General features: G+C 70.3%; 22 protein-coding genes. 7 read left to right on the top strand and 15 right to left on the bottom strand.

The window, feature by feature from the left end:
* Nucleotide 1 precedes the first annotated feature (1 nt).
* The 3 genes from pstC to DEA06_RS13770 all read right to left on the bottom strand — a co-directional run bounded on the left by pstC (nucleotide 2) and on the right by DEA06_RS13770 (nucleotide 2414).
* Nucleotides 2-1114, bottom strand: coding sequence for a phosphate ABC transporter permease subunit PstC (gene pstC, locus DEA06_RS13780; protein WP_240606961.1), 1113 nt, complete (start codon nucleotides 1112-1114; stop codon nucleotides 2-4).
* Nucleotides 1115-1392: 278 nt separating this feature from the next.
* Complete coding sequence (locus tag DEA06_RS13775) at nucleotides 1393-1860, bottom strand: hypothetical protein (protein ID WP_116648587.1); 468 nt, start codon at nucleotides 1858-1860, stop codon at nucleotides 1393-1395.
* Nucleotides 1857-2414, bottom strand: coding sequence for a sigma-70 family RNA polymerase sigma factor (locus tag DEA06_RS13770; protein ID WP_240606966.1), 558 nt, complete (start codon nucleotides 2412-2414; stop codon nucleotides 1857-1859). Before DEA06_RS13770 ends, DEA06_RS13775 begins: the two co-directional genes overlap by 4 nt.
* Before the next feature lie 251 nt (nucleotides 2415-2665).
* Here DEA06_RS13770 and DEA06_RS13765 point away from each other — a divergent pair, with 251 nt between their 5' ends.
* A complete protein-coding gene (locus DEA06_RS13765; protein ID WP_116648585.1) occupies nucleotides 2666-3199 on the top strand; it encodes a hypothetical protein in 534 nt (177 codons plus the stop codon).
* A gap of 4 nt (nucleotides 3200-3203) precedes the next feature.
* Here DEA06_RS13765 and DEA06_RS13760 read toward each other — a convergent pair whose 3' ends face one another.
* The 3 genes from DEA06_RS13760 to DEA06_RS13750 all read right to left on the bottom strand — a co-directional run bounded on the left by DEA06_RS13760 (nucleotide 3204) and on the right by DEA06_RS13750 (nucleotide 6767).
* Nucleotides 3204-5393 carry a hypothetical protein gene (locus tag DEA06_RS13760; protein WP_133241782.1) on the bottom strand — a complete coding sequence of 730 codons (2190 nt, stop codon included), beginning with the start codon at nucleotides 5391-5393 and terminating at the stop codon, nucleotides 3204-3206.
* A 152-nt stretch (nucleotides 5394-5545) separates the two neighbouring features.
* Entirely contained in the window at nucleotides 5546-5824 is a 279-nt protein-coding gene (locus tag DEA06_RS13755) for a helix-turn-helix transcriptional regulator (RefSeq protein ID WP_116648583.1), read from the bottom strand.
* An 85-nt stretch (nucleotides 5825-5909) separates the two neighbouring features.
* Complete coding sequence (locus DEA06_RS13750; RefSeq protein WP_116648582.1) at nucleotides 5910-6767, bottom strand: type II CAAX endopeptidase family protein; 858 nt, start codon at nucleotides 6765-6767, stop codon at nucleotides 5910-5912.
* Nucleotides 6768-6845: 78 nt separating this feature from the next.
* Between DEA06_RS13750 and DEA06_RS13745 the strand changes: the two genes are divergently transcribed.
* Nucleotides 6846-7499: a low molecular weight phosphatase family protein gene (locus DEA06_RS13745; RefSeq protein WP_116648581.1), complete on the top strand. Its 654-nt coding sequence runs from the start codon at nucleotides 6846-6848 to the stop codon at nucleotides 7497-7499.
* Between the two features lie 19 nt (nucleotides 7500-7518).
* Here DEA06_RS13745 and DEA06_RS13740 read toward each other — a convergent pair whose 3' ends face one another.
* The 9 genes from DEA06_RS13740 to DEA06_RS13700 all read right to left on the bottom strand — a co-directional run bounded on the left by DEA06_RS13740 (nucleotide 7519) and on the right by DEA06_RS13700 (nucleotide 13937).
* The gene (locus DEA06_RS13740) at nucleotides 7519-9051 is read right to left on the bottom strand and encodes a PAS domain-containing sensor histidine kinase (protein ID WP_165818016.1); all 1533 of its coding nucleotides are present in this window, start codon (nucleotides 9049-9051) and stop codon (nucleotides 7519-7521) included.
* A 196-nt stretch (nucleotides 9052-9247) separates the two neighbouring features.
* Complete coding sequence (locus DEA06_RS13735) at nucleotides 9248-9418, bottom strand: CsbD family protein (protein ID WP_116648579.1); 171 nt, start codon at nucleotides 9416-9418, stop codon at nucleotides 9248-9250.
* Between the two features lie 179 nt (nucleotides 9419-9597).
* Nucleotides 9598-11079, bottom strand: a complete 1482-nt coding sequence (locus tag DEA06_RS13730) for an asparaginase domain-containing protein (protein ID WP_205781289.1) — start codon at nucleotides 11077-11079, stop codon at nucleotides 9598-9600.
* 327 nt (nucleotides 11080-11406) lie between these two features.
* Nucleotides 11407-11577: a CsbD family protein gene (locus DEA06_RS13725; RefSeq protein WP_116648578.1), complete on the bottom strand. Its 171-nt coding sequence runs from the start codon at nucleotides 11575-11577 to the stop codon at nucleotides 11407-11409.
* 87 nt (nucleotides 11578-11664) lie between these two features.
* Nucleotides 11665-12279 carry a hypothetical protein gene (locus DEA06_RS13720; RefSeq protein WP_116648577.1) on the bottom strand — a complete coding sequence of 205 codons (615 nt, stop codon included), beginning with the start codon at nucleotides 12277-12279 and terminating at the stop codon, nucleotides 11665-11667.
* Complete coding sequence (locus DEA06_RS13715) at nucleotides 12276-12860, bottom strand: DNA/RNA endonuclease G (protein WP_116648576.1); 585 nt, start codon at nucleotides 12858-12860, stop codon at nucleotides 12276-12278. The genes DEA06_RS13720 and DEA06_RS13715 overlap by 4 nt, the downstream gene beginning before the upstream one ends.
* Nucleotides 12857-13276 (bottom strand): NTP pyrophosphohydrolase, encoded by a 420-nt coding sequence (locus DEA06_RS13710; RefSeq protein ID WP_116648575.1) that lies wholly within the window; start codon nucleotides 13274-13276, stop codon nucleotides 12857-12859. The genes DEA06_RS13715 and DEA06_RS13710 overlap by 4 nt, the downstream gene beginning before the upstream one ends.
* A complete protein-coding gene (locus tag DEA06_RS13705; protein ID WP_116648574.1) occupies nucleotides 13273-13461 on the bottom strand; it encodes a DUF2273 domain-containing protein in 189 nt (62 codons plus the stop codon). Before DEA06_RS13705 ends, DEA06_RS13710 begins: the two co-directional genes overlap by 4 nt.
* Nucleotides 13458-13937 carry an Asp23/Gls24 family envelope stress response protein gene (locus DEA06_RS13700; RefSeq protein WP_116648573.1) on the bottom strand — a complete coding sequence of 160 codons (480 nt, stop codon included), beginning with the start codon at nucleotides 13935-13937 and terminating at the stop codon, nucleotides 13458-13460. The genes DEA06_RS13705 and DEA06_RS13700 overlap by 4 nt, the downstream gene beginning before the upstream one ends.
* A 131-nt stretch (nucleotides 13938-14068) precedes the next feature.
* On the opposite strand from DEA06_RS13700, the gene DEA06_RS13695 reads away from it, so the two are divergent.
* The 5 genes from DEA06_RS13695 (at nucleotide 14069) to DEA06_RS16615 (ending at nucleotide 18003) form a co-directional block, all read left to right on the top strand.
* A complete protein-coding gene (locus DEA06_RS13695; RefSeq protein WP_116648572.1) occupies nucleotides 14069-14644 on the top strand; it encodes an RNA polymerase sigma factor in 576 nt (191 codons plus the stop codon).
* Complete coding sequence (locus tag DEA06_RS13690) at nucleotides 14641-15231, top strand: Asp23/Gls24 family envelope stress response protein (RefSeq protein ID WP_240606960.1); 591 nt, start codon at nucleotides 14641-14643, stop codon at nucleotides 15229-15231. Before DEA06_RS13695 ends, DEA06_RS13690 begins: the two co-directional genes overlap by 4 nt.
* Nucleotides 15228-15512, top strand: a complete 285-nt coding sequence (locus tag DEA06_RS13685; protein ID WP_116648570.1) for a hypothetical protein — start codon at nucleotides 15228-15230, stop codon at nucleotides 15510-15512. Before DEA06_RS13690 ends, DEA06_RS13685 begins: the two co-directional genes overlap by 4 nt.
* A gap of 92 nt (nucleotides 15513-15604) precedes the next feature.
* Nucleotides 15605-17056 (top strand): polysaccharide biosynthesis tyrosine autokinase, encoded by a 1452-nt coding sequence (locus DEA06_RS13680; protein ID WP_116648569.1) that lies wholly within the window; start codon nucleotides 15605-15607, stop codon nucleotides 17054-17056.
* An 11-nt stretch (nucleotides 17057-17067) separates the two neighbouring features.
* Complete coding sequence (locus DEA06_RS16615; protein WP_165818015.1) at nucleotides 17068-18003, top strand: hypothetical protein; 936 nt, start codon at nucleotides 17068-17070, stop codon at nucleotides 18001-18003.
* Nucleotides 18004-18072: the final 69 nt, after the last annotated feature.

Below are 18072 nucleotides of genomic sequence, written 5' to 3'. Positions count from 1 at the left end.
CTCAACTCGAGGCCCCCGAACGGGAGCGCTGAATGATGAAGCCCGCGACGAAGTTCACGAGCATGGTGATGAGGAACAGCACGAGGCCGGCGGCCATGAGCCCCGAGAGTTCGAACTGGGATGCTTCGCCGTAGCGCAGGGCGATGAGCGACGAGATGGAGTTCGTACCCGTCGACAAGACGTGCCAGTTGATGACGAAGATCGGGCTGATGACGAGGTAGACGGCGATGGTCTCACCGAGCGCGCGGCCGAGCCCGAGCATGGTGCCTCCGATGATGCCGCCGAGCCCGAAGGGGTAGACGACCGTGCGGATCATGCCCCACTTGCTCGACCCGAGCGCCAGCGCCCCCTCGCGTTCGCTGATGGGCGCCTGGCTGAACACCTCCCGCATGATCGACGCGGCGATGGGGGCGACCATCATCGACACGACGAGGCCGGCGAGGAAGGCCGACGCGGTGAAGACCGTCGGCGTAGCCAGCGGGTTGTCGGGGTCGAACTGCGGTACCGAGAAGATCGGGATCCAGCCGAGATGGGTGGAGATCCATTGCGAGACGGGGAGGATGCTGCCCTCCAGCCAGAACATGCCCCACAGCCCGTACACGACCGACGGGATCGCCGCCATCAGATCGACGATGCCGATGAGGAAGCGGCGGATGCCCTCGGGGGCGTACTCGGAGATGTAGGTCGCCGTCGCCAGCGCGAGAGGCACGGCGACCGAGATCGCGATGAGCGCGATCGTGACCGTGCCGAAGAGCACGGCCGCGATGCCGAAGCGCCCGGAGTTGGGCTCCCAGTCCTGCTCGGTGAGGAACGCCGGCCCGGCCGCGGCGATGGCCTCCGCGCCGCGGACGGCGAGGAAGACCCCGACGAGGGTCATGATCGCCAGCACCACGACTCCCCCGCCGTGCGCGCCGACCCGGAAGATGTTGTCGGTCAGTCCGCGAACCTGGGGCAGGCTCCGAGGGCGATCCGTGTCGCCGGGACGCTCCGAGCGCGTCGGCTGCGGGTCGTCACCGTCGACCGGCGCATCGATCCCCAGATCGCGCAGCGCGTCGGCCTCGGCGATCACCCCACCCGTGAGGGGCGTGGCGGGATCGCGGGGAGTTTCTGGCACGGGCGAGTCACCAATCACATTCGAGAAGGAAGGGGTGCGATCCGGAGATTCCGTCGCGACAGCACAAGCATGCTCACCGTCGAGAGCTCGCCCAAGACGCGCCGAGGAAACGGTCAAGGCCGAATTCGAGGCGGTTCGGTGAACGTTTGCGTCGGGGGTAAGGATCGGCGATCAGCACACATATGTGCCGATCTGCGAACCCTTACCCGCGCGATCACCCCGGTTTCCGGGCGCGGCGAAGCGTGCGTTCCGACTCCGGGCCGGCCCTCGCGTGAGCGTCAGTCGGTGCGGGTGGGCGGCGTCAGACCGACGCTCGTGCACACCTCACCGGCCGCGACCCCGCCGAGGAGCGGGAACGCGGCGAGCGAACGGTCGGTGCGCTGGCACAGCACGAACTCGGGCGCGGTCACGTGCTCGACGCCGTCGACGAGCCCGTGCTTCCACAGCTCGCCGCACGCGGAGAGCGCGGCGGCGGTGCGGTCGTCGATGGCATCGGCATTCGAGCGCACGGCCGTCGCGAACGCGGCGTCCGTGTCGACGGCGGCGTAGCAGTCCACCCACCGTTCCTGCACCTCTTGCGGGGCGACCACGATCCACGCGGCGAGCCCGAGCACCGCGACGCCTCCGCCGACGGCGCCGGCGATCACGAACCCGCGACGGCGGCGGCGTCGGGCGTCGATCCGGCGGGAAAGCCAGGTCTGCATCGCGGCGCGACGCTCCGGGCTGAGACGGGGGTCATCGCTCATCGCTCATCACCGAACCGATCGCGGATGCGCGCCCGCACGCGATGCAGGCGCTTGCCGACGGAGGGAACGGAGATCTCGAGCGACGCGGCGGTCTCCTCGTAGCTTCGGCCTTCGACGAGAACGGCCCGGTACACGTGCTGATCGAGAACCGGCATGCCTGCGATCTCGTCCTCCACCTGGGCGAGCAGCTGCTGATCGCGAGCCCGCTGCGCCGTGCGCGTTTCGAGCATGCTAGCCGCTGCATCATCAAGTCCCTCTACCGATGGCCTGCGCTGCAGGCTCCGTTTCTTGTTCGCCACGAGGTTGCGGCACGTGAGCATCAACCACGCCTCCGCCGAGCCTGCGACCATACGCACCTTCGATGCCTTGCGCCACGCCGTCTCGAAAACGTGCTGCGCGACTTCCTGCGCTTCGTCCTCGTCTGCGAGCTCATCGAGTGCGGCAGCGAAGACCACCTCGGCGTGCCGATGGTAGAACTCCCAGAACGCGTGCTCATTGCGACGCGACGAGGCATCGAGCAACTCGCGGTCGCTGCGCCGCTCGGTTTCCCCCATCACGAGGTGAGTGTAGACCGGCGCGGAACGCATCTCGGACGCGGCGCCGCGCCCATGACCGGGGTGACGCTCGGCGGGCGCAGCGGCTCGAAGATCCGGTGATTTCGCACTTCTCTATATGTGCGCGCAGCCCGGTTCCTTACCCTCCGCAGCGAACGTCCATCGAGACGTCATCCGCGGGAGAAAACCTTCAGCAGACGGTCGACCGCCATGACTTTCGAGCGGGAGGTTCGTCGCGGTTGACTGCGGCCGTGACTATCACTCGCCGCATCACCGCCCTCACCGCCATCGCCGTGGGAGCGCTCAGCCTCTTCCCGATCTCGACCGCCCAGGCGGCCGAACCGACCCCGTCGTGCTGGTACAACGTCGACAACGACACGATGGGATGCTTCGACGCCTCCCTCGACCCGCACGAGCAGATCGAACGTGCCACCGGCACACAGCTCGTCGCCGTACCCACCGGGGCGCAGAGCCGTTCCGCGGCGACCGCTGCCGCGAGCGCCGCGACGTATCTGCTCGCGACCGGGTGGGACGCCACCGGACGGACGGGGGCGAGCGTCAGCTATTTCACGACGAATCCGGCGATCTGCACCGGCCTGATCCACAGCTTCCCCAACCTCGGCACGTGGAGCAACCGGTTCGAATCGTTCGAGGCGTACAACGGCTGCGAGGGATACCTCTTCGACGGTGTCAACTACGGCGGCACCGAGTTCGGCCCCCTCACGGTGTCCAACAATCTCGGAACGTTCAGCAACCGCGCCGAGTCGATGAGCATCGAGGGATGACGCGTCAGAGCTCGTTCGCTCGAACCTCGCGCACCTGGCCGTCGATTCGTATCGTGAGGACGGCGTCCGCCGGTGCAACCGGGGCGTTCGCTCGACAGTAGAGCGCACCCGCTTCCCACTGCGCGCCGCTTCCTCCGAGTCCGAACACCCGCACCTTCGCGGTGCCGTTGTCGGGGAGCGCACTCCACGTCCACTCGCCCGTGTCCTCCGAGTAGGCGAGGTCTGCGAGCGTGAAGTCGAGCGAGGGCTCGGGTGCCGCGTGTTCGGTCCACGGACCGCACGCGGCATCCGCGCCCCACGGGGCGCACGCGCGGATGCGGAACGTCACCGTCTCCCCGAAGGCCCCGCCGGTGAGTTCGCGCGGCACGGCCGTTTCGGAGAAGACCCCGGTCGATCCTGTCGCCGCCCCGGCAGCATCCAGCCTCTCCACCTCGTAGCGGGGGGCTTGTCCGGGCGAGACGCGATAGTCCCATCGCGTACCGATCCAGGCCATCTCGCCGCGGAGGTCTCCCACGGCATCGGGCACCGGCGTCGGTCGCACCTCGATCGGCGCCGATGAGACGCACGCGCCGTCGGTGTAGCCGGTCACGACGAAGCGGTAGCCGCCGTCCGGCGGCCTCTCCCCTCCGTAGAGCGTCGACGTGCCGGTGGTCGCGCGCACCTCGCCGCCGGCCACCGTCGCCCGCCCCTGGTCGATCGCGCACGTCCCCGCCTCGTCGCCGGGAGCCAATCGCTGCACGAGGTATCCGAGCACACCCGATCCGGCCGAGGTGAACGGCTGCCACGATACGGCGATCGTGCCCGCGCTCTCGTCCACCGTCGCCTCGACATCGCCGGCGCTCAGCACGGTGGGGCCCTCGGCGGCAAGCGGCCGCGGCTCGGACCGGACCGCAGCATCCGTCACCGTGCTCCCCGCGTCGGGCGCGGGGCGCTGCGGATCGGGCGCGAGGACGTCGCCCGCACGGGGCGGCGACGCCTCGTCGAGTACCCCCGTCTTCGGGCTCGGTCCCGAGAGGTCGACCTCGTCGGAGTCGTGACCGCCCGTCCAGACGAACGGTCGCGAGCCGTCGGGCGTGATCGCCCAGGTGTGACCGGTCGCCGCGTCGTTCGCGATGACCGTGTGCCCGTCGGTGCGAAGTCGCGGGCGCGCTTCGGGAGCGGGTGACCACGGCTCGGCATGACCCACGGTTGCCGGCCGAGCCGTCTGCGCGCACCCGACCGCGAGCGTGTGCGACTCCCACGCGCCGTAGACGCAGTCGCCCAGCCGGAGGGGGCGCACCGGCGACTCCCCGTCGACGCGCACGAGAGACCTCACCCGATCGATGGATGCTTCGACCAGCCCGTCGTCGGCGGCGACCAACGCCACGCTCGTGCCGTCAGCGGACGATGCCGTCGCGGGTGCCGATTCGATGGTCGGCGAGAGCGTCGTCTCGAGGGCGAGCTCGCCCGAATCGCCGGGGAGGTCGACGACACCGTCGTCGGTGATCACGCGTCTCGCCGCGCGGTCGAGCACGCTCCAGCCGCCGGCGCCGACCGAGACCTGCACCGGGTCGGACGCCGACCCTCGGAACGGGGTGAAACCCGCTCGGCGGTGGGCACCGTCGTGGTCGATCTCGTAGAGAGCTCCGTCGCGCGGCGACGCCACGTAGAGCCGACCTTCTTCGCCCACCGCCGCGCTCGCGCCCGTACCGAAAGAGAACGCCGGCGGCGCGTCGGCGTCGAAGCGCCCGACGTCTCCGACGGGCATGATCCAGACGTCGCCGGCACGGGGCGTGAGCACGACCGCGTCCAGGAGGGGGTCGACCGGCTCTCTCTGATCGACCATCGCCAACGTCACCTGCGCATCGCGCGCGGGCAGGCGCACCTCGTCGCTGCGCGTCAGGGCAGCGGCGTCGACGACGGAGGCGACCGAACGCGTCCGGTCGATGACGACAGCGGTGTTCGACGACTGCACGATCTCGACGTCCCCGGCCGCCAGCTCCATCGTGGCGTCGACCGTTCCGGCACGCGGGTCGGCTCGACCGAGCAGACCCGCGCTCTCGTCGACGACCCAGATGCCGGCTGCGGGCTGATGATCGGTCACTCGCGACGGGCGGTCATACGACAGCGCGACGACACCCCCCACGAGCGCGGCGATGGTTCCTATCGCCACCGCCGTGGAAGCCCAACGCCCCACGGCATACCGGTGCTCCACCCAGGCCTCCCCCGCGCCGCGCTTGCGTCCGGTTCGGCGCTGTGCGCACCCCGCGGTCGAGCCGGACGGCGGTACTGTACCTCACCGATGTGACCGGCTGCATGCGTGTCGTCCGGCCCCGTGCACCCTCGGCGCGGACGCGCGGTGAGGCCCTACTTCCAGGCGGTGACGCCGTCGGGATCGGGCGGCAGCAGCGCGGCGACGGGAACCCCGAGCACGCCTGCGAGTGCGACGAGGGTGCGAAGGCGCGGGTTCGCGGGCGTGCCGGGGTTGGACTCGCCCTTCTCGAGCTTGCGGTACGAGAACGCGGCGATCCCGGCGGCGTAGGCGACCTGCTCCTGAGACAGTCCCCGCGTGGCCCGCGCACGCGCGAGCGCGACGCCCAGCGCCGCCGTGTACTGCTCCCAGGCCTGGTTCGGGTCGTCATGCATGCTTCGAGACTGACGCACATTACATGCGTGCATGCACAGGTTTACATGCTGAGAGATGCGTGATCCATCGGAGGATGCTGCGCGCTCAGGCCGCGAGCAGCGTTCCGACGGTCGCCATCGCGACCCACAGACCGTTGTAGACGACGTGGACGAGCACCGCCGGCCAGAGTCGCCCCGTCAGCAGGACGAGCAGGCTCGCGACGAGACCGACGAGTGCGAGCGAGACGACCGCGTCCCAGGAAAGGGGGGCGAGCAGGGCGTGCGCGACGACGAACAACCCTGTCGACACGATCGCCGAGGCGAACATCGCGACCTCGCGTCCGGCCAGCCGTCGCACCGCCGTGTAGACCGCGACGAGAACGAGCCCGCGGAAGAAGAACTCCTCGACGACGGGAGAGATCACGACGTCCGCGAGCAGGTCGTCGAAGAACCACGACGACGGGAGCGAGCCGCCCAGGCTCGGGTAGCTCGGCCAGCCGCCGTCGCCGCCGGCGCGCATCTGCACCCAGCCCTGGGCCAGGCGCAGCATCCCTCCCAGCACGAGGCCGAACAGCAGGTCGACCGGGCGGAACCGCAGCAGCCCGCGGGGCACCGATCGCGCGAAGGCCGCCACGACCACCGCTGCGAACGCGACCCAGAGCACGATCTGGGCGATGAGCGCGGCCGAGGCCCCGCCCATGGTCGCTGTCACCCCGGTCGCCCCGAGCACGCCGATGCCGAGGGCGAGCACCGCCCAACCGACGAATTCCCACCCCCAGCGATGGACGGACGTGCCGCCCTCGCGCCAGGTGCGCCGCGGCCTGGTCGCGTCGTCGCCACGGCGTCGGCGTCGGCGCGATCGCTCGTCGGATCGCTCCGACTCGGCGTCGACATCGTCGAGCGGCTCGTCGATGACGATCCCCGATGCCGGGGTGCTGCTCGGCGCTTCACTAGACTCGCTCATCAGCGCCCACGTTACCGCTCTGCCACCCCGAGCACCGGTCCTGGGCCCACGTACATTCGCGCGCGCCGGGGGGTCGTCATGCTGGATCTGGATCTGAGTTCGTTGTTCCGAGGTGGGGGAAACGCCGAGGCGAGTCCGACCATCGAGATACTCACCGTCTGCACCGGCAACATCTGCCGTTCGCCGCTCGCGGAGCAGATCCTGCGCGCGGCGCTCACCCCGCTCGACGTGGAGGTCTCCAGCGCCGGCACCCACGCGCTCGTCGACAAGCCCATGACCCGCGAGTCGGCGAAGCTCGCCGCAGCCTTCGGGGTGCCCACCGCCGATTCGAAGGCGCATCGCGCCCGCTGGCTGACCGAGCTGCACCTCAAGGGACCGGATCTCGTCCTGGCCATGAGCCGCGAGCACCGCTCGCACGTCGTCGCACTGGCGCCGGCTCGCGTGCGATCTGCCTTCACGGTGCGCGAGTTCGAGCGTCTCGCGAAGAAGGTGGGCGACGCCGAGATCCGCGACGAGGCCGAGGCCGCCGGAGCCGATCCCCACACCCGGGTGCGCGCCGCGCTCGCTCTGCTGCGCGCGCACCGCGACGACGTCGACGCTCCGGTCGACCCCGCCGACGACGACGTGGTCGACCCGTACCGCCGCTCGTGGGACGTCTACCAGCAGTCCGCGACCGAACTCGCCCCCGGCCTGGCCGAGGTCGCCCGCGTGCTGCGCATCGCCCTCGCCTGAGGCCCGCCGCGAGCGCGGCTCAGTAGCGCGGGAGGCACAGCCGGAACGACGCGCCCTCGTCGACGTCTTCGGCGGTCAGCGTGCCGCCGTGCGCCGCGACGATCGGGCGGCTCACGGCGAGCCCGAGACCCGTGCCCGCGACGGCACCCCGCTGCGCGTTGCCGCCGCGGTAGAAGCGGTCGAAGATGCGCTCGAGGTCTTCGCGGTCGATGCGCGAGCCGGAATTGCTCACGTCCAGCCACACGAACGCGTCGTCCTCGCCGCTCGTGATCGAGATGCGGCCGCCCGGGCGGGAGAACTTCACGGCGTTGCCGAGCAGGTTGAGCAGCACCTCCGCGATGCTGCGGGGATCGGCCAGCACCCAGAGTTCGGGCGCGACGTCGAGGATCACCTCCCGATCCTTGAAACCCGGGGCGGCGTCCATCACCTCGAGCGCGTCATCGACGACGCGGCCGAGCGGGAGGCGCTCGCGCACCAGAGGAACCTCGCCGTGCAGGTCGTCCAGGAACGAGGCGGAGAGCGACAGCAGGTGCTCCGCGTTGCGCGAGATGATCTCGACACGGGCGGATGCTGCGACGCCCAGGTCGTCGGCGAGCAGCAGCTCGCTGTAGCCGACGATCGACGTCAGCGGGGTGCGCAGCTCATGGGCGAGCGTCGCGAGGGCGTCTTCACGGGCACGGTTCGAGCGCAGGATCTCGGTGACGTCCTGCACGACGAGGATCGCCCCGGCCGCTCTCCCGTCGGCACGTTCGATGGACCGGCCGTTGGCGACGAGCGCGCGCTGCCCGCCGCGGGGTCCGACCCAGTAGAGGAAGTCGGCGAAGCTCTCACCGCGCGTCATTCTCGCCAGCGGCTGGTCGTCGGGTGGCAGCGGCGTGACTTGATCGGCGGCGAACACGCGTGATCCGGCGACGTCGCCCGCGCCGTGCCGCGCGAGCTCACCGAAGCCGACGATCGCGGTGTTGAATAACACCACCTTGCCCCGCTCATCGAGATAGAGAAGACCGGCATCGACACGCTCGAAGAACGATCTGAGGGCCGCACTCGCGCGCTCGGCGTCGACGACGGCGGCTTCGTTCGCGGCGTGAGCCGCCCGCGCGGCGGTGACGGTCACCGTCGCCGCCCAGACGATCACCCCGACGATGATGAACACGATGGAGGCCGCTGCCCACTGCGCCGCGTGCTGCTCGACGGGTGCCGCCAGCACCGTGACCGCCGACGCCGCGAAAGCCCCGACGATACCGACGACGGCACCGCCGGCCCCGAAGACCACTCCCAGCCAGACGGCGGGGAACACCACGAGCACGCCCACGGTGTCGATGGTGCCCGACAGCGCAGCAGCTAGGACCGCGACACCGACCATGTCGAGGATCGGCATCGTCGCCTGCGCGACGGCCGGCACCCGATGCCAGGGGAGCACCAGCGAGGCGACCGAGACGGCAAGGATGATCGCCGTGCCGATCGCCAGCAACCGAGGACGGGCGACGTCGACGCCCAGGATCAGCACGAGCGCGACGAGCATCACCACCGACACGGCCACCGGAGACTGCATTCGCAGGAACCGTGTCCAGCGTTCTTTCGTTGCCGAGTCGCCTATCCCGTCCGCCATGGTGCTTCCCCCCGGAGCCGCGCGAATCCACGATCGCCCCGGCACGGGCATTCCCGCACACTATCGGACCGACCGACTCCCCCGGAAACAGCGAAACGCCCCGGCCATCGGCGCGGGGCGTTTCGGTGAGAGACGAGCTTTACTTGAAAGCATCCTTGACGTTCTCGCCGGCCTGCTTGACGTTGGCGGACGTCTGGTCGCCCTTGCCCTCGGCCTCGAGGCGCTCGTTGTCGGACGCCTTGCCGGTCGCTTCCTTCGCCTTACCGGCGATGTCCTGGGCGGCGTTCTTGATCTTGTCGTCGAGTCCCATGTGGGCTCCCTCCGTCTTCGATCCGGGTGTCTCCCGAAAGGTGATTCCACCGTACGTGGAGCGGCCTCAGCGCGAGGGATGCTGGCGAAGCGCGCGGTTTTGAGGTAGTGCGCGCCCCTGCCCCGAGGCGCGGGCGCCTGCCCCTCCCCCGGGGCACGGATGCCCGGGGGAGGTTCGGATCAGTGGATCAGACCCCGCTGCGCCGAGAGGCGCCGCTGGTGCTGCCAGTACAGCACCACGCCGAGCGCCAGCGCCAGGCCGGCGACGAGTGCGGCGAGGCCCGGTGCGCCGCCGCCGGTGAAGGGCAGGGCTCCGACCACGGCGGCCGGCGTCTCGCTGGCCGACGGGACAGGCGATGCGGATGCTGGGGGGTCGCCCGCACCGGTTCCTGCCGACTCCGACGGCGACGGCTCGGGTGTCGGCTCGACCGTGGGCTCGGGCTCGGCCACCGGGGTCGGGCTCACCACGTCGGCGAGTGCCGACGAGTCGAACGTCGGCGCGCCGAGGGTCGAGAACCACGTGCGCGCCTGCTCGACATCGCCGGTGAAGGCCCTGCTGAGGATGAGCAGGATGCGGGCCTTCTGAGGCAGCAGGTCGCCGCCGGGGATGATGTTGCCCGAGCCGCCGCTGACCGAACCACTGCCGGTGCGCGTGGTGCTGACGAACCAGACGCCCTGGTCGCGCGCGGCGGCCGTACGGGCCTGGCCCGCGGCACCGGAGATTCCGCCGGCACCCGTTCCTGCGGTGACGACGCCCTTCACGCCCGCGGCCGCCCACGCCGAGATCGACTCGCCGCCGGCCGCCTGCGCGTTGTAGAAGATCTCCACGCGCGGGTAGGCGTCGCGCGAGACGGCGCGCAGGTCGAACGGTGTGAACCAGTCGTTCGTCTCGCAGTCGAGCACGCGGGCGGGCGCACGGTTGATGACCACGTCGGAGCCATCGATCCAGCCGAGCATGCCCGACAGGCGGGTGGCGAAGGTGTCGTTGCGGGTCGAGTTCGTCTTCGTCACGTCGCGGGCGGCGTGCACCTCGTCGTTGAGCGACAGCACGGTGCCGAAGCAGAACGTCTCCTGGCTGGCTGCGAGTCGGATCGACTGCAGCAGGTTGGCAGGGCCGTCGGTGCCGAGCACCATCGAGTCCGACGCCGTGTCACCGGCGGCCCACGGGCGCATCGCGCCGGTGATCACGACGGGCTTCTTGCTCTGCACGGTGAGGTCGAGCCAGTAGGCGAACTCTTCCATCGTGTCGGTGCCGGTGGTCACGACCACGCCGTCGGCGTCTCTCAGGGCATCCTCGACGGCGATCGTGAGGTCGTGGTACTGCGGGAAGGTGTAGCCCCCCGAGCCGGAGTTGCCGAACTGCACGACCTCGACGTCGGCGAAGGCCGAGACTTCGGGCTGCAGCACGGCGACCAGATCGCTCATCGGGTACGTGCCGGCGCGGTAGTTCGTGTAGGTGTCGCGGCCCGCGGCCTTGCCCGCGAGGGTGCCGCCGGTGGCGACGACCACGATCTTGGGCTTGTCGGCGGGTTCGTCCGCCGCTGCCACGGCGACGGGCGCGGTCGCGATCGTGCCGGCGCCGACGAGCGCGGTGGCGATCAGCCCGACGACGAGTCGTCGGGAGAGACGGGATGCTGCGGAGGTGCGATGAGCGGTTGCCACGGATTTCCTCTCGGGGAGCGGGCACGCCGAAGACGCGCCCGTCACGGGTGTGGAGCGAGGAGCGCCCGATCGGAGACCGAGCGAGCCGGGTCTGGTGCCCGGTGTCCTGTCATCGTGGCGGTTGGCCGTTTCCGCCGCTCTCCGCCTGTGTGTCCGCTGTGTAAACCATGGTGCGACAGCATCCGCCCCTGCCCCGAGGCGCGGGCTTTCGGCCCGCGCGCGGGCATGGCCGCGCCCGATGCCCGCGCCTGGGCCGAAAGCCCGCGTCTCGCCGCACACGCACGAATGCCCCGACCGCGGGGTCGGGGCATTCGAGGGAACGCTGGCTTACTTGAAGGTGTCCTTGACGTCTTCGCTGGCCTTCTTCGCGTCGGCCTTCACCTGGTCGGCCTTGCCCTCGGCCTCGAGGCGCTCGTTGTTGGTCGCCTTACCGATGGTTTCCTTCGCCTTGCCGGCGATGTCTTCCGCGGCGTTCTTGATCTTGTCGTCGAGTCCCATGTCGGGCTCCTCTCTTCTGGTGATCCCGGTTTCCCGGTTGTGGCCCGGTTCCCCCGGGTGGTGGTCCCGGTGGTCCGGGGTGGTGGGTCAGGCCAACTCTCGGTGCTCCGTCGCGAGGCGCGCTCGGAGTCCCGTTCGAATCGACACGTAGGTGGGTATGTCCTCGCCGGTGAGCACGGCGAGGTTGGAGGCGAGTCGGTCGACCTCCACGGCGATCGCTCGCGGCGATGTGTTCCGCTGCGGAGTGACCGAGATGTGCAGCACCGTCTCCTTCTTCACCTCGGCGGCGGTGACCTTCGCGCTGACCACATCGCTGCGCGAGGCGAGCGAGTGGGTCAGGGCGTCGGAGGCGAACGAGTCCTTCACCACGACGCGGCCGAGGGTGTTCTCGTCCATCGACGACTGCAGCACTGACCGGCTGCGTCCGCCGCCGAGGCGGGAGAGCACGACGATCAGCAACACGATGACGATGACGACGGCCGCGAGGGCTCCGACCGTGACCCACGAGACATCGCCGGCACCGAGGGGACTCGCCTGCGCGGCGGCCACGAGCCCCGACTCGACCTGCTCGGCGGTGCTGCGCCACACGTCGCCCACCACCGGTGTCGCGGCAGCGGCGACCATCGCGGCGCCGACGGCGAGGAAGACGAGTCCGATCAGGAAGAGCAGAATGCGGTTGAGCGCACGATTCGTCTGGTTCATCGGCTGAACTCCTGCTCCTTGGGTGCGGCGATCTTCACGACGGTCTTCACCGGGGGCGTCAAGCGGTACCCCGCCATCTCCTCGTCGGCGATGAGTCGCACGCGGGCGGCGTCGATCGGCAGGCCGGCGTCGGGGGTGACGACGACGTCGACGACGCGGTGGGCGACGCCGACCGTGATGCGGTCGCGCGGGATGCCCGCTTCGTCGCTGATGCGCTGGGCGAGAGAGGCCGCGAGCACGCCGTTGTCGACGATGACGGCGCGGTCTCCGATGTCCATGCGGTGCTTCGAGAGCCGCCCCGGGGTCAGGGACAGCACGAGGAACACGAGTCCGACGACGGCGACGATCAGTCCGATGCCGATCACGGTGCCCGACGGCTGGAGGCCGGGCACCTCGGCCAGCTGCGCGAGCGCATCGGCCGGCGCGATCAGCAGCGCGGGCTGCGACAGGAGGTCGAGCACGATCTCGAGGCCGACGTAGATCAGCGCGAGGATCACGAGCACCACGGCGACGGCCATGGCGACCGTGCGCGGCGAGTGCGTCTCGCGTCGGGCGACGCGAGCGAGGACGCGATCGCTCATCGGACTCTCCTTCTGGTGGGGATGACCGCCCCGGTGACGGTGACGTCGACGCGGGTCACGGCGCGACCGGTGAGGTCGGCGACGGTGCGGCGGAGGTTCTGCTGGATGCTGCGGATGCGCTCCATCACGGTCGCACCCGCGTGCACGGATTCGGTGTCATCGAGGTCGGGGATCGGAAGCGGAGCGGACACCCGCAGGGCGAGGCCACCCGCAGCCGATCCGATCTCGACGGATACCTGGTCGCGGCCGACGCCGAACGCCAGCGCACTGGCCTGCTCGGTGACGGCGCGCAGCGCCCGGTCGGCAACGGTGATGCGGCCGGGCAGCGCCGTCGAGGCGGCGGCCGAAGCATCCGTCTCGCTCTGTCCCGCGGCGGCGGATCCGCTGCCGCCGCGGGACACCGTTGCGATGCTCATGACGTCCGTCGTCCGGAGAAGGCGTTCGCCAATCCGCGTACGTCGAGCTTGCCCGAGGCGACGCGTCCGAGGAGTGCGCCGATGCCCATGAACAGGGCGACGAGCAGGAATCCCCAGAACCCGAACACGAGGGCGGCGAAGGCGAGCACGGCGCCGATCAGGGCGCCGGAGATCGTGGCGCTCATGCGACGCGCGACTCGTTCTGGTCGTCGTCGTCGTTGTCGTCACCGGGGAGGTGCACGTCGTTGACGTCGACGTTCACTTCGACGACCTCGAGGCCGGCGAGGCGCGTGATGGCGGAGGCGACGGCGGTGCGCACGTTCGCGGCGACCTGGTGGATCGGCTGCGGGTACTCCACGACGATGGTGAGGTCTGCGGCGGCCTGGGTCTCGCCGACCTCGACCTTGACGCCCTGCGTGAGGTCGGTCTGGTTGATGGCGTCGCGGATGGCGCCGAAGGCGCGGGCTCCGCCGCCGCCGAGGGCGAACACACCGGGAACCTCGCGCGCAGCGATGCCGGCGATCTTCGCCACGACGCTCTCGGCGATGCGGGTGGTGCCGCCCGATTCGGTCGAGACCTCGCCCGGGGTGGTGCCGACGCGGTCGACGCGGCTCACCGTGGCGGGGGTGACGGAGGTGGTGTTCTTCTCTTCAGTAGCCATGCGATTTTCTCCTAGCTGTTTCGAGTAATGGACGCAACCACTGCCAGCCGACTTCGCTGCGCGTTAGCGTCGCTCGTCAATAGGAGGCACGGCGGTCCTCATTCGTCACAAAAAAGTTCGGCGGAGTTTTCATGGCACGACGTTCGGGGGGTTCGGCCTCCTCGCTGAGCGGGTTGTCCGACCGCATCCTGGTCGAACGTGCCAGCGACGGCGACGAGCTGGCGTTCGGTGAGATCGTGCGTCGGCACAGCGGGATCATGCGTGCCTACACCTCCCGCATCGTGGGCTCGCTGTCGGAGGCCGACGACGTCGTGCAAGAGGCGTTCTCGACCGCCTGGAAGCAGCTGCCGACGCTGCGCGACGGCTCGGCCGTCAAGGCGTGGCTGATGAAGATCGCCAGCCGGGAGGCGTTCGCGCTGATCCGCCGCAGGGGAACGGATGCTGCGCTCGACGACGGGATCGACGTGCCCACCCGGGAGTCGACGAACCCCGAAGCCATCGCGGTGCACAACGCTAGACTCGCGGCACTCTCGAAAGCGCTCGCGACTCTTCCGGAGGCCCAACGCACCTCCTGGCTGCTGAGAGAGGTCGGGGGTTTCAGCTACGACGAGATCGCTGAACAGACGTCTCTTCCTGTCAGCACCGTTCGAGGAAACCTGTCCCGTGCGCGGGCGAGCATCATGATCCAGATGGAGGGATGGCGATGAACGAAGCCCACCCCGTCGCGCTGGAATGCGGCAAGACCGTCGATGAGTTGAGCGACTATCTCGCCGCGGACCGACTGCCCTACGACCCCGACATCGAGAACTGCCCGGAGTGCTTGAACGCGCTCGACGCCCTGGAGCGGGTCGGCATGCTCTCGCGCAGCCTTCTCGAGCGCGAGGCGAGCGAGCTCCCCCCTCCCCCGGCGAACTGGTTCGACCGGATCATGGACGTCGTGCGCTCGGAGATGCGCGTCGGTCGAAGCCTTCCCGTGCAGCATCCCGACCCCCGGGTGCAGATCACGATCACCGAGGGCGCCGTGCGCGCGCTGGTGCGATCGGTCGGAGACGAGATCGAGGGCCTGTACATCGGACGCGTCGACCTCGACGGCGACGCCGAGGTGCCCGGTGCCCCCGTCGAGGTGAACATCACGGGAACGATCGGGTGGGATCGGTCGGTGCTCGACGCGACCTCGCTGCTGCGCGCCGCCGTGTACGACGCGCTCGCGCAGCACACCGACCTGAACGTCGTCGCGGTGAACGTGACGATCGAAGACGTGCACGGCTTCGCGAACACGGAGGACGAGTCATGAGCGCGCTCGAGAGCAACCGGATCACCGAGGTCATCCTCGGCGTCGAAGGAGTGGTCGACGCGTTCCCGCCGCCCTCGATTCCCCGCTTGATCGCCGCGGCGACGGGCGATGTGGAACGGGCCATCGTTGCGACGAACGACGGACTCCGCGTCGACGCGCGCATCGCGACGAAGCTCGACGCCCGCAGCGCCGACAGTGCGCGCGCGGTGGCCGACGCGCTGCTCGCCGCGCACCCGGCGCCCGACGGGGAGATCCGCATCCAGATCGCGCGCATCCGCTGAGCCCCCGCTCCGTGACGGACAAAGCGCCCCGTCACCGAATGGAAACACCCGGTGTGGCAGGATGATCCCGTACTGAACCCCGGAAAGGTGCCATGGAGCTCAGCGACTACATTCGCATCCTGCGTAAGAACTGGCTCGTGATCGTGGTCACCACCCTGGTGGGCGTCGCGGTTGCTGCCGGATTCTCTCTTACGCGCACGCCCCAGTTCGAGGCGACGAGCGGCGTGTTCGTCTCGACCGAGGGCGGATCGACGATCACCGAGCTGCAGCAGGGCTCCAACTTCACCCAGGCGCGCATCGCGACCTACGTCGAGCTGGTGGAAGAGCCGTTCGTGCTCAACCCCGTCATCACCGAGCTCGGCCTCAACATGAACGCCGACGGGCTCGCCGGTCGCGTCACCGCGTCTTCCGGGCTCGATTCGACGATCGTGCAGATCACGGTGACCGACGCCGACCCGGCCAGGGCGGCCCTCATCGCGAACGCCCTCGGAGCGAGCCTGGCGAACGCCGTCGAGACGCTCGAGACCCGCGACGGGCAGGAGGTGAGCCCGGTCAAGCTCACCCGCGTGCGCGACGCGCAGGCCCCGCGCACCCCGGTCAGCCCGAACGTGCCGCTGAACCTCGCGCTCGGCGGTCTCGTCGGCCTCGCGCTCGGCGTCGGCATCGCGGTGCTCCGCGCCGTGCTCGACAACAAGGTGCGCAACCCCCGCGACATCGAGAACCTCACCGATCGGCCGCTCATCGGCGCGATCCCCTTCGACCCCAAGGCGAAGGAACGGCCCCTCATCCTCGAGGCCGACCCGCACAACCAGCGGTCGGAAGCCTTCCGTGCGCTGCGCACCAACCTGCAGTTCCTCGAGATGGACGGCGGCAACATCTTCGTCGTCACCTCCAGCCTCCCCAGCGAGGGCAAGTCGACCACCACCATCAACCTCGCCGTCGCCCTCGCCGACGCCGGCAAGCGCGTGGCGCTGCTCGACACCGACCTGCGCAAGCCGAAGATCGCCGAGTACCTCAACATCGAGGGTGGCGCGGGCCTCACCGACGTGCTGATCGGCCGCGCACGCGTCGCCGACGTGATGCTCCCCTGGGGCAAGCGTCCGCTCTACGTGCTGCCGGCCGGCAAGGTGCCGCCGAACCCGAGCGAGCTGCTGGGCTCGAAGCAGATGGGTCAGCTGCTCGAGGCCCTCGGCAACGAGTTCGACGTCGTCCTCTGCGACGCGCCGCCGCTGCTTCCGGTGACGGATGCTGCGGTCCTGTCGAAGTTCACCGCCGGGGCCCTCCTCATCGTCGCGGCGGGCAAGACCACGACCCACCAGCTCAGCGGTGCGCTCGACGCGCTCGAAACGGTCGGATCGAAGGTCGGCGGCGTCGTGCTGACGATGCTCCCCACGCGCGGCCCCGATTCCTACGGCTATGGCTACGGGTACGGCTACGGCGGATACGGCTCCTACGGCACCTACGGCGCCCCCGCCGAGAAGCCCACCCGGCGCGGTCGCAAGACCGCGGCGGCAGAGTCGTCCGACGACCAGCTGCTGCCCTGACGCGGAGCACGATGGCCCGCAGACGACGGCTCGACCCCGTCCCCGCGAAATGGATCGCGGGGACGCTGGTCGCCCTGCTGATCGTGGCGACGATCGTGCTGGTGGTTCTCGCCCTGCGGAGCGTGCAACCGACAACGGCCACCGACGCGACCACGACCGATCAGGACTACTCCTTCGAGGTCGACCCGACCACTTCGGCGAGCCCGACCGCGGCGGCCCCGTCGCCGTCGCCCTCGTCGTCTGCGAGCGCCGCCTACCCCGCAGCCGAGGCGCGGTTCTTCGCCGTCGGCTCGGAGGGGTGGTGGCGCGCCACCGCCGGTGACTGCGGCACCACCGCCCCGCTCGTCGAGCACTCCGCCGACGGGGGCCGCACATGGCAGGACGTCACCCCCGCCTACCGCGGGATCGGTCAGGTCGCCTCGCTCGACGTCTTCGCGGGTTCGGAGGCCGAGATGGTCGCCGCCATGGGCGCCACCTGCGAGGTGCAGGCCCTCCGCACCTTCACGCAGGGCGAGTTCTGGCAGCCCTACCCCGAGGTGCTCGCCGCATCGCGCTACCTCGACCTCGCCGATCGGGCCGTCGTCGTGCTTCCCGGCGACGATGTCGCCGCCCCGTGCGCCGAGCCGCGGTCGTTCCGCGCCGCCGGCGACGTGGTCGCGGTGGAGTGCGCCGGCACCGTGTCGGTTCTCGGCTCCGACCGCGCGTGGCAGGCGCTCGGGGCGACGGACGCTGTCGCGCTGTCGATCGACGGCGGCACCGTGGTGACGGCCTCCCCCGCCGACGACTGCGCCGGCGTCGCCGTGACGCGGTGGTCGGGCGCCGGGTTCGACACCGCCACCCCGCTCGGCTGCGCCCCCGCGGCCGACCCCGCCGGCCCGCTCGCTCTCGCCGTGTCCGGCGGACGCGCCCTCGTCTGGTCGGGCGACGCGGTCGTCGCCGCCGAGTAGATCCCCCGCCCCGCGCGGCGCACCGCCCGCGACACCGCTGTCGCTCTCGTCAGGATGGAACCGGCCCGT

Origin of the sequence: Microbacterium sp. Gd 4-13, assembly GCF_003095395.1 — a bacterium.
Classification (GTDB): domain Bacteria; phylum Actinomycetota; class Actinomycetes; order Actinomycetales; family Microbacteriaceae; genus Microbacterium.
This window is presented reverse-complemented; position numbering and strand designations above follow the sequence as displayed.

Excerpts from the sequence above, each read along its gene's own strand:
- DEA06_RS13690 (WP_240606960.1), top strand. The coding sequence starts at position 14,641 with ATGAACGAAGCCCACCCCGTCGCGCTGGAATGCGGCAAGACCGTCGAT.
- DEA06_RS13695 (WP_116648572.1), top strand. The coding sequence starts at position 14,069 with ATGGCACGACGTTCGGGGGGTTCGGCCTCCTCGCTGAGCGGGTTGTCC.
- DEA06_RS13685 (WP_116648570.1), top strand. The coding sequence starts at position 15,228 with ATGAGCGCGCTCGAGAGCAACCGGATCACCGAGGTCATCCTCGGCGTC.
- DEA06_RS13725 (WP_116648578.1), bottom strand. The coding sequence starts at position 11,577 with ATGGGACTCGACGACAAGATCAAGAACGCCGCGGAAGACATCGCCGGC.
- DEA06_RS13775 (WP_116648587.1), bottom strand. The coding sequence starts at position 1,860 with ATGAGCGATGACCCCCGTCTCAGCCCGGAGCGTCGCGCCGCGATGCAG.
- DEA06_RS13740 (WP_165818016.1), bottom strand. The coding sequence starts at position 9,051 with ATGCAGTCTCCGGTGGCCGTGTCGGTGGTGATGCTCGTCGCGCTCGTG.
- DEA06_RS13715 (WP_116648576.1), bottom strand. The coding sequence starts at position 12,860 with ATGAGCGATCGCGTCCTCGCTCGCGTCGCCCGACGCGAGACGCACTCG.
- DEA06_RS13700 (WP_116648573.1), bottom strand. The coding sequence starts at position 13,937 with ATGGCTACTGAAGAGAAGAACACCACCTCCGTCACCCCCGCCACGGTG.
- DEA06_RS13745 (WP_116648581.1), top strand. The coding sequence starts at position 6,846 with ATGCTGGATCTGGATCTGAGTTCGTTGTTCCGAGGTGGGGGAAACGCC.
- DEA06_RS13705 (WP_116648574.1), bottom strand. The coding sequence starts at position 13,461 with ATGAGCGCCACGATCTCCGGCGCCCTGATCGGCGCCGTGCTCGCCTTC.
- DEA06_RS13735 (WP_116648579.1), bottom strand. The coding sequence starts at position 9,418 with ATGGGACTCGACGACAAGATCAAGAACGCCGCCCAGGACATCGCCGGT.
- DEA06_RS13720 (WP_116648577.1), bottom strand. The coding sequence starts at position 12,279 with ATGAACCAGACGAATCGTGCGCTCAACCGCATTCTGCTCTTCCTGATC.
- DEA06_RS13770 (WP_240606966.1), bottom strand. The coding sequence starts at position 2,414 with ATGGGGGAAACCGAGCGGCGCAGCGACCGCGAGTTGCTCGATGCCTCG.
- DEA06_RS16615 (WP_165818015.1), top strand. The coding sequence starts at position 17,068 with ATGGCCCGCAGACGACGGCTCGACCCCGTCCCCGCGAAATGGATCGCG.
- DEA06_RS13750 (WP_116648582.1), bottom strand. The coding sequence starts at position 6,767 with ATGAGCGAGTCTAGTGAAGCGCCGAGCAGCACCCCGGCATCGGGGATC.
- DEA06_RS13755 (WP_116648583.1), bottom strand. The coding sequence starts at position 5,824 with ATGCATGACGACCCGAACCAGGCCTGGGAGCAGTACACGGCGGCGCTG.
- DEA06_RS13710 (WP_116648575.1), bottom strand. The coding sequence starts at position 13,276 with ATGAGCATCGCAACGGTGTCCCGCGGCGGCAGCGGATCCGCCGCCGCG.
- DEA06_RS13680 (WP_116648569.1), top strand. The coding sequence starts at position 15,605 with ATGGAGCTCAGCGACTACATTCGCATCCTGCGTAAGAACTGGCTCGTG.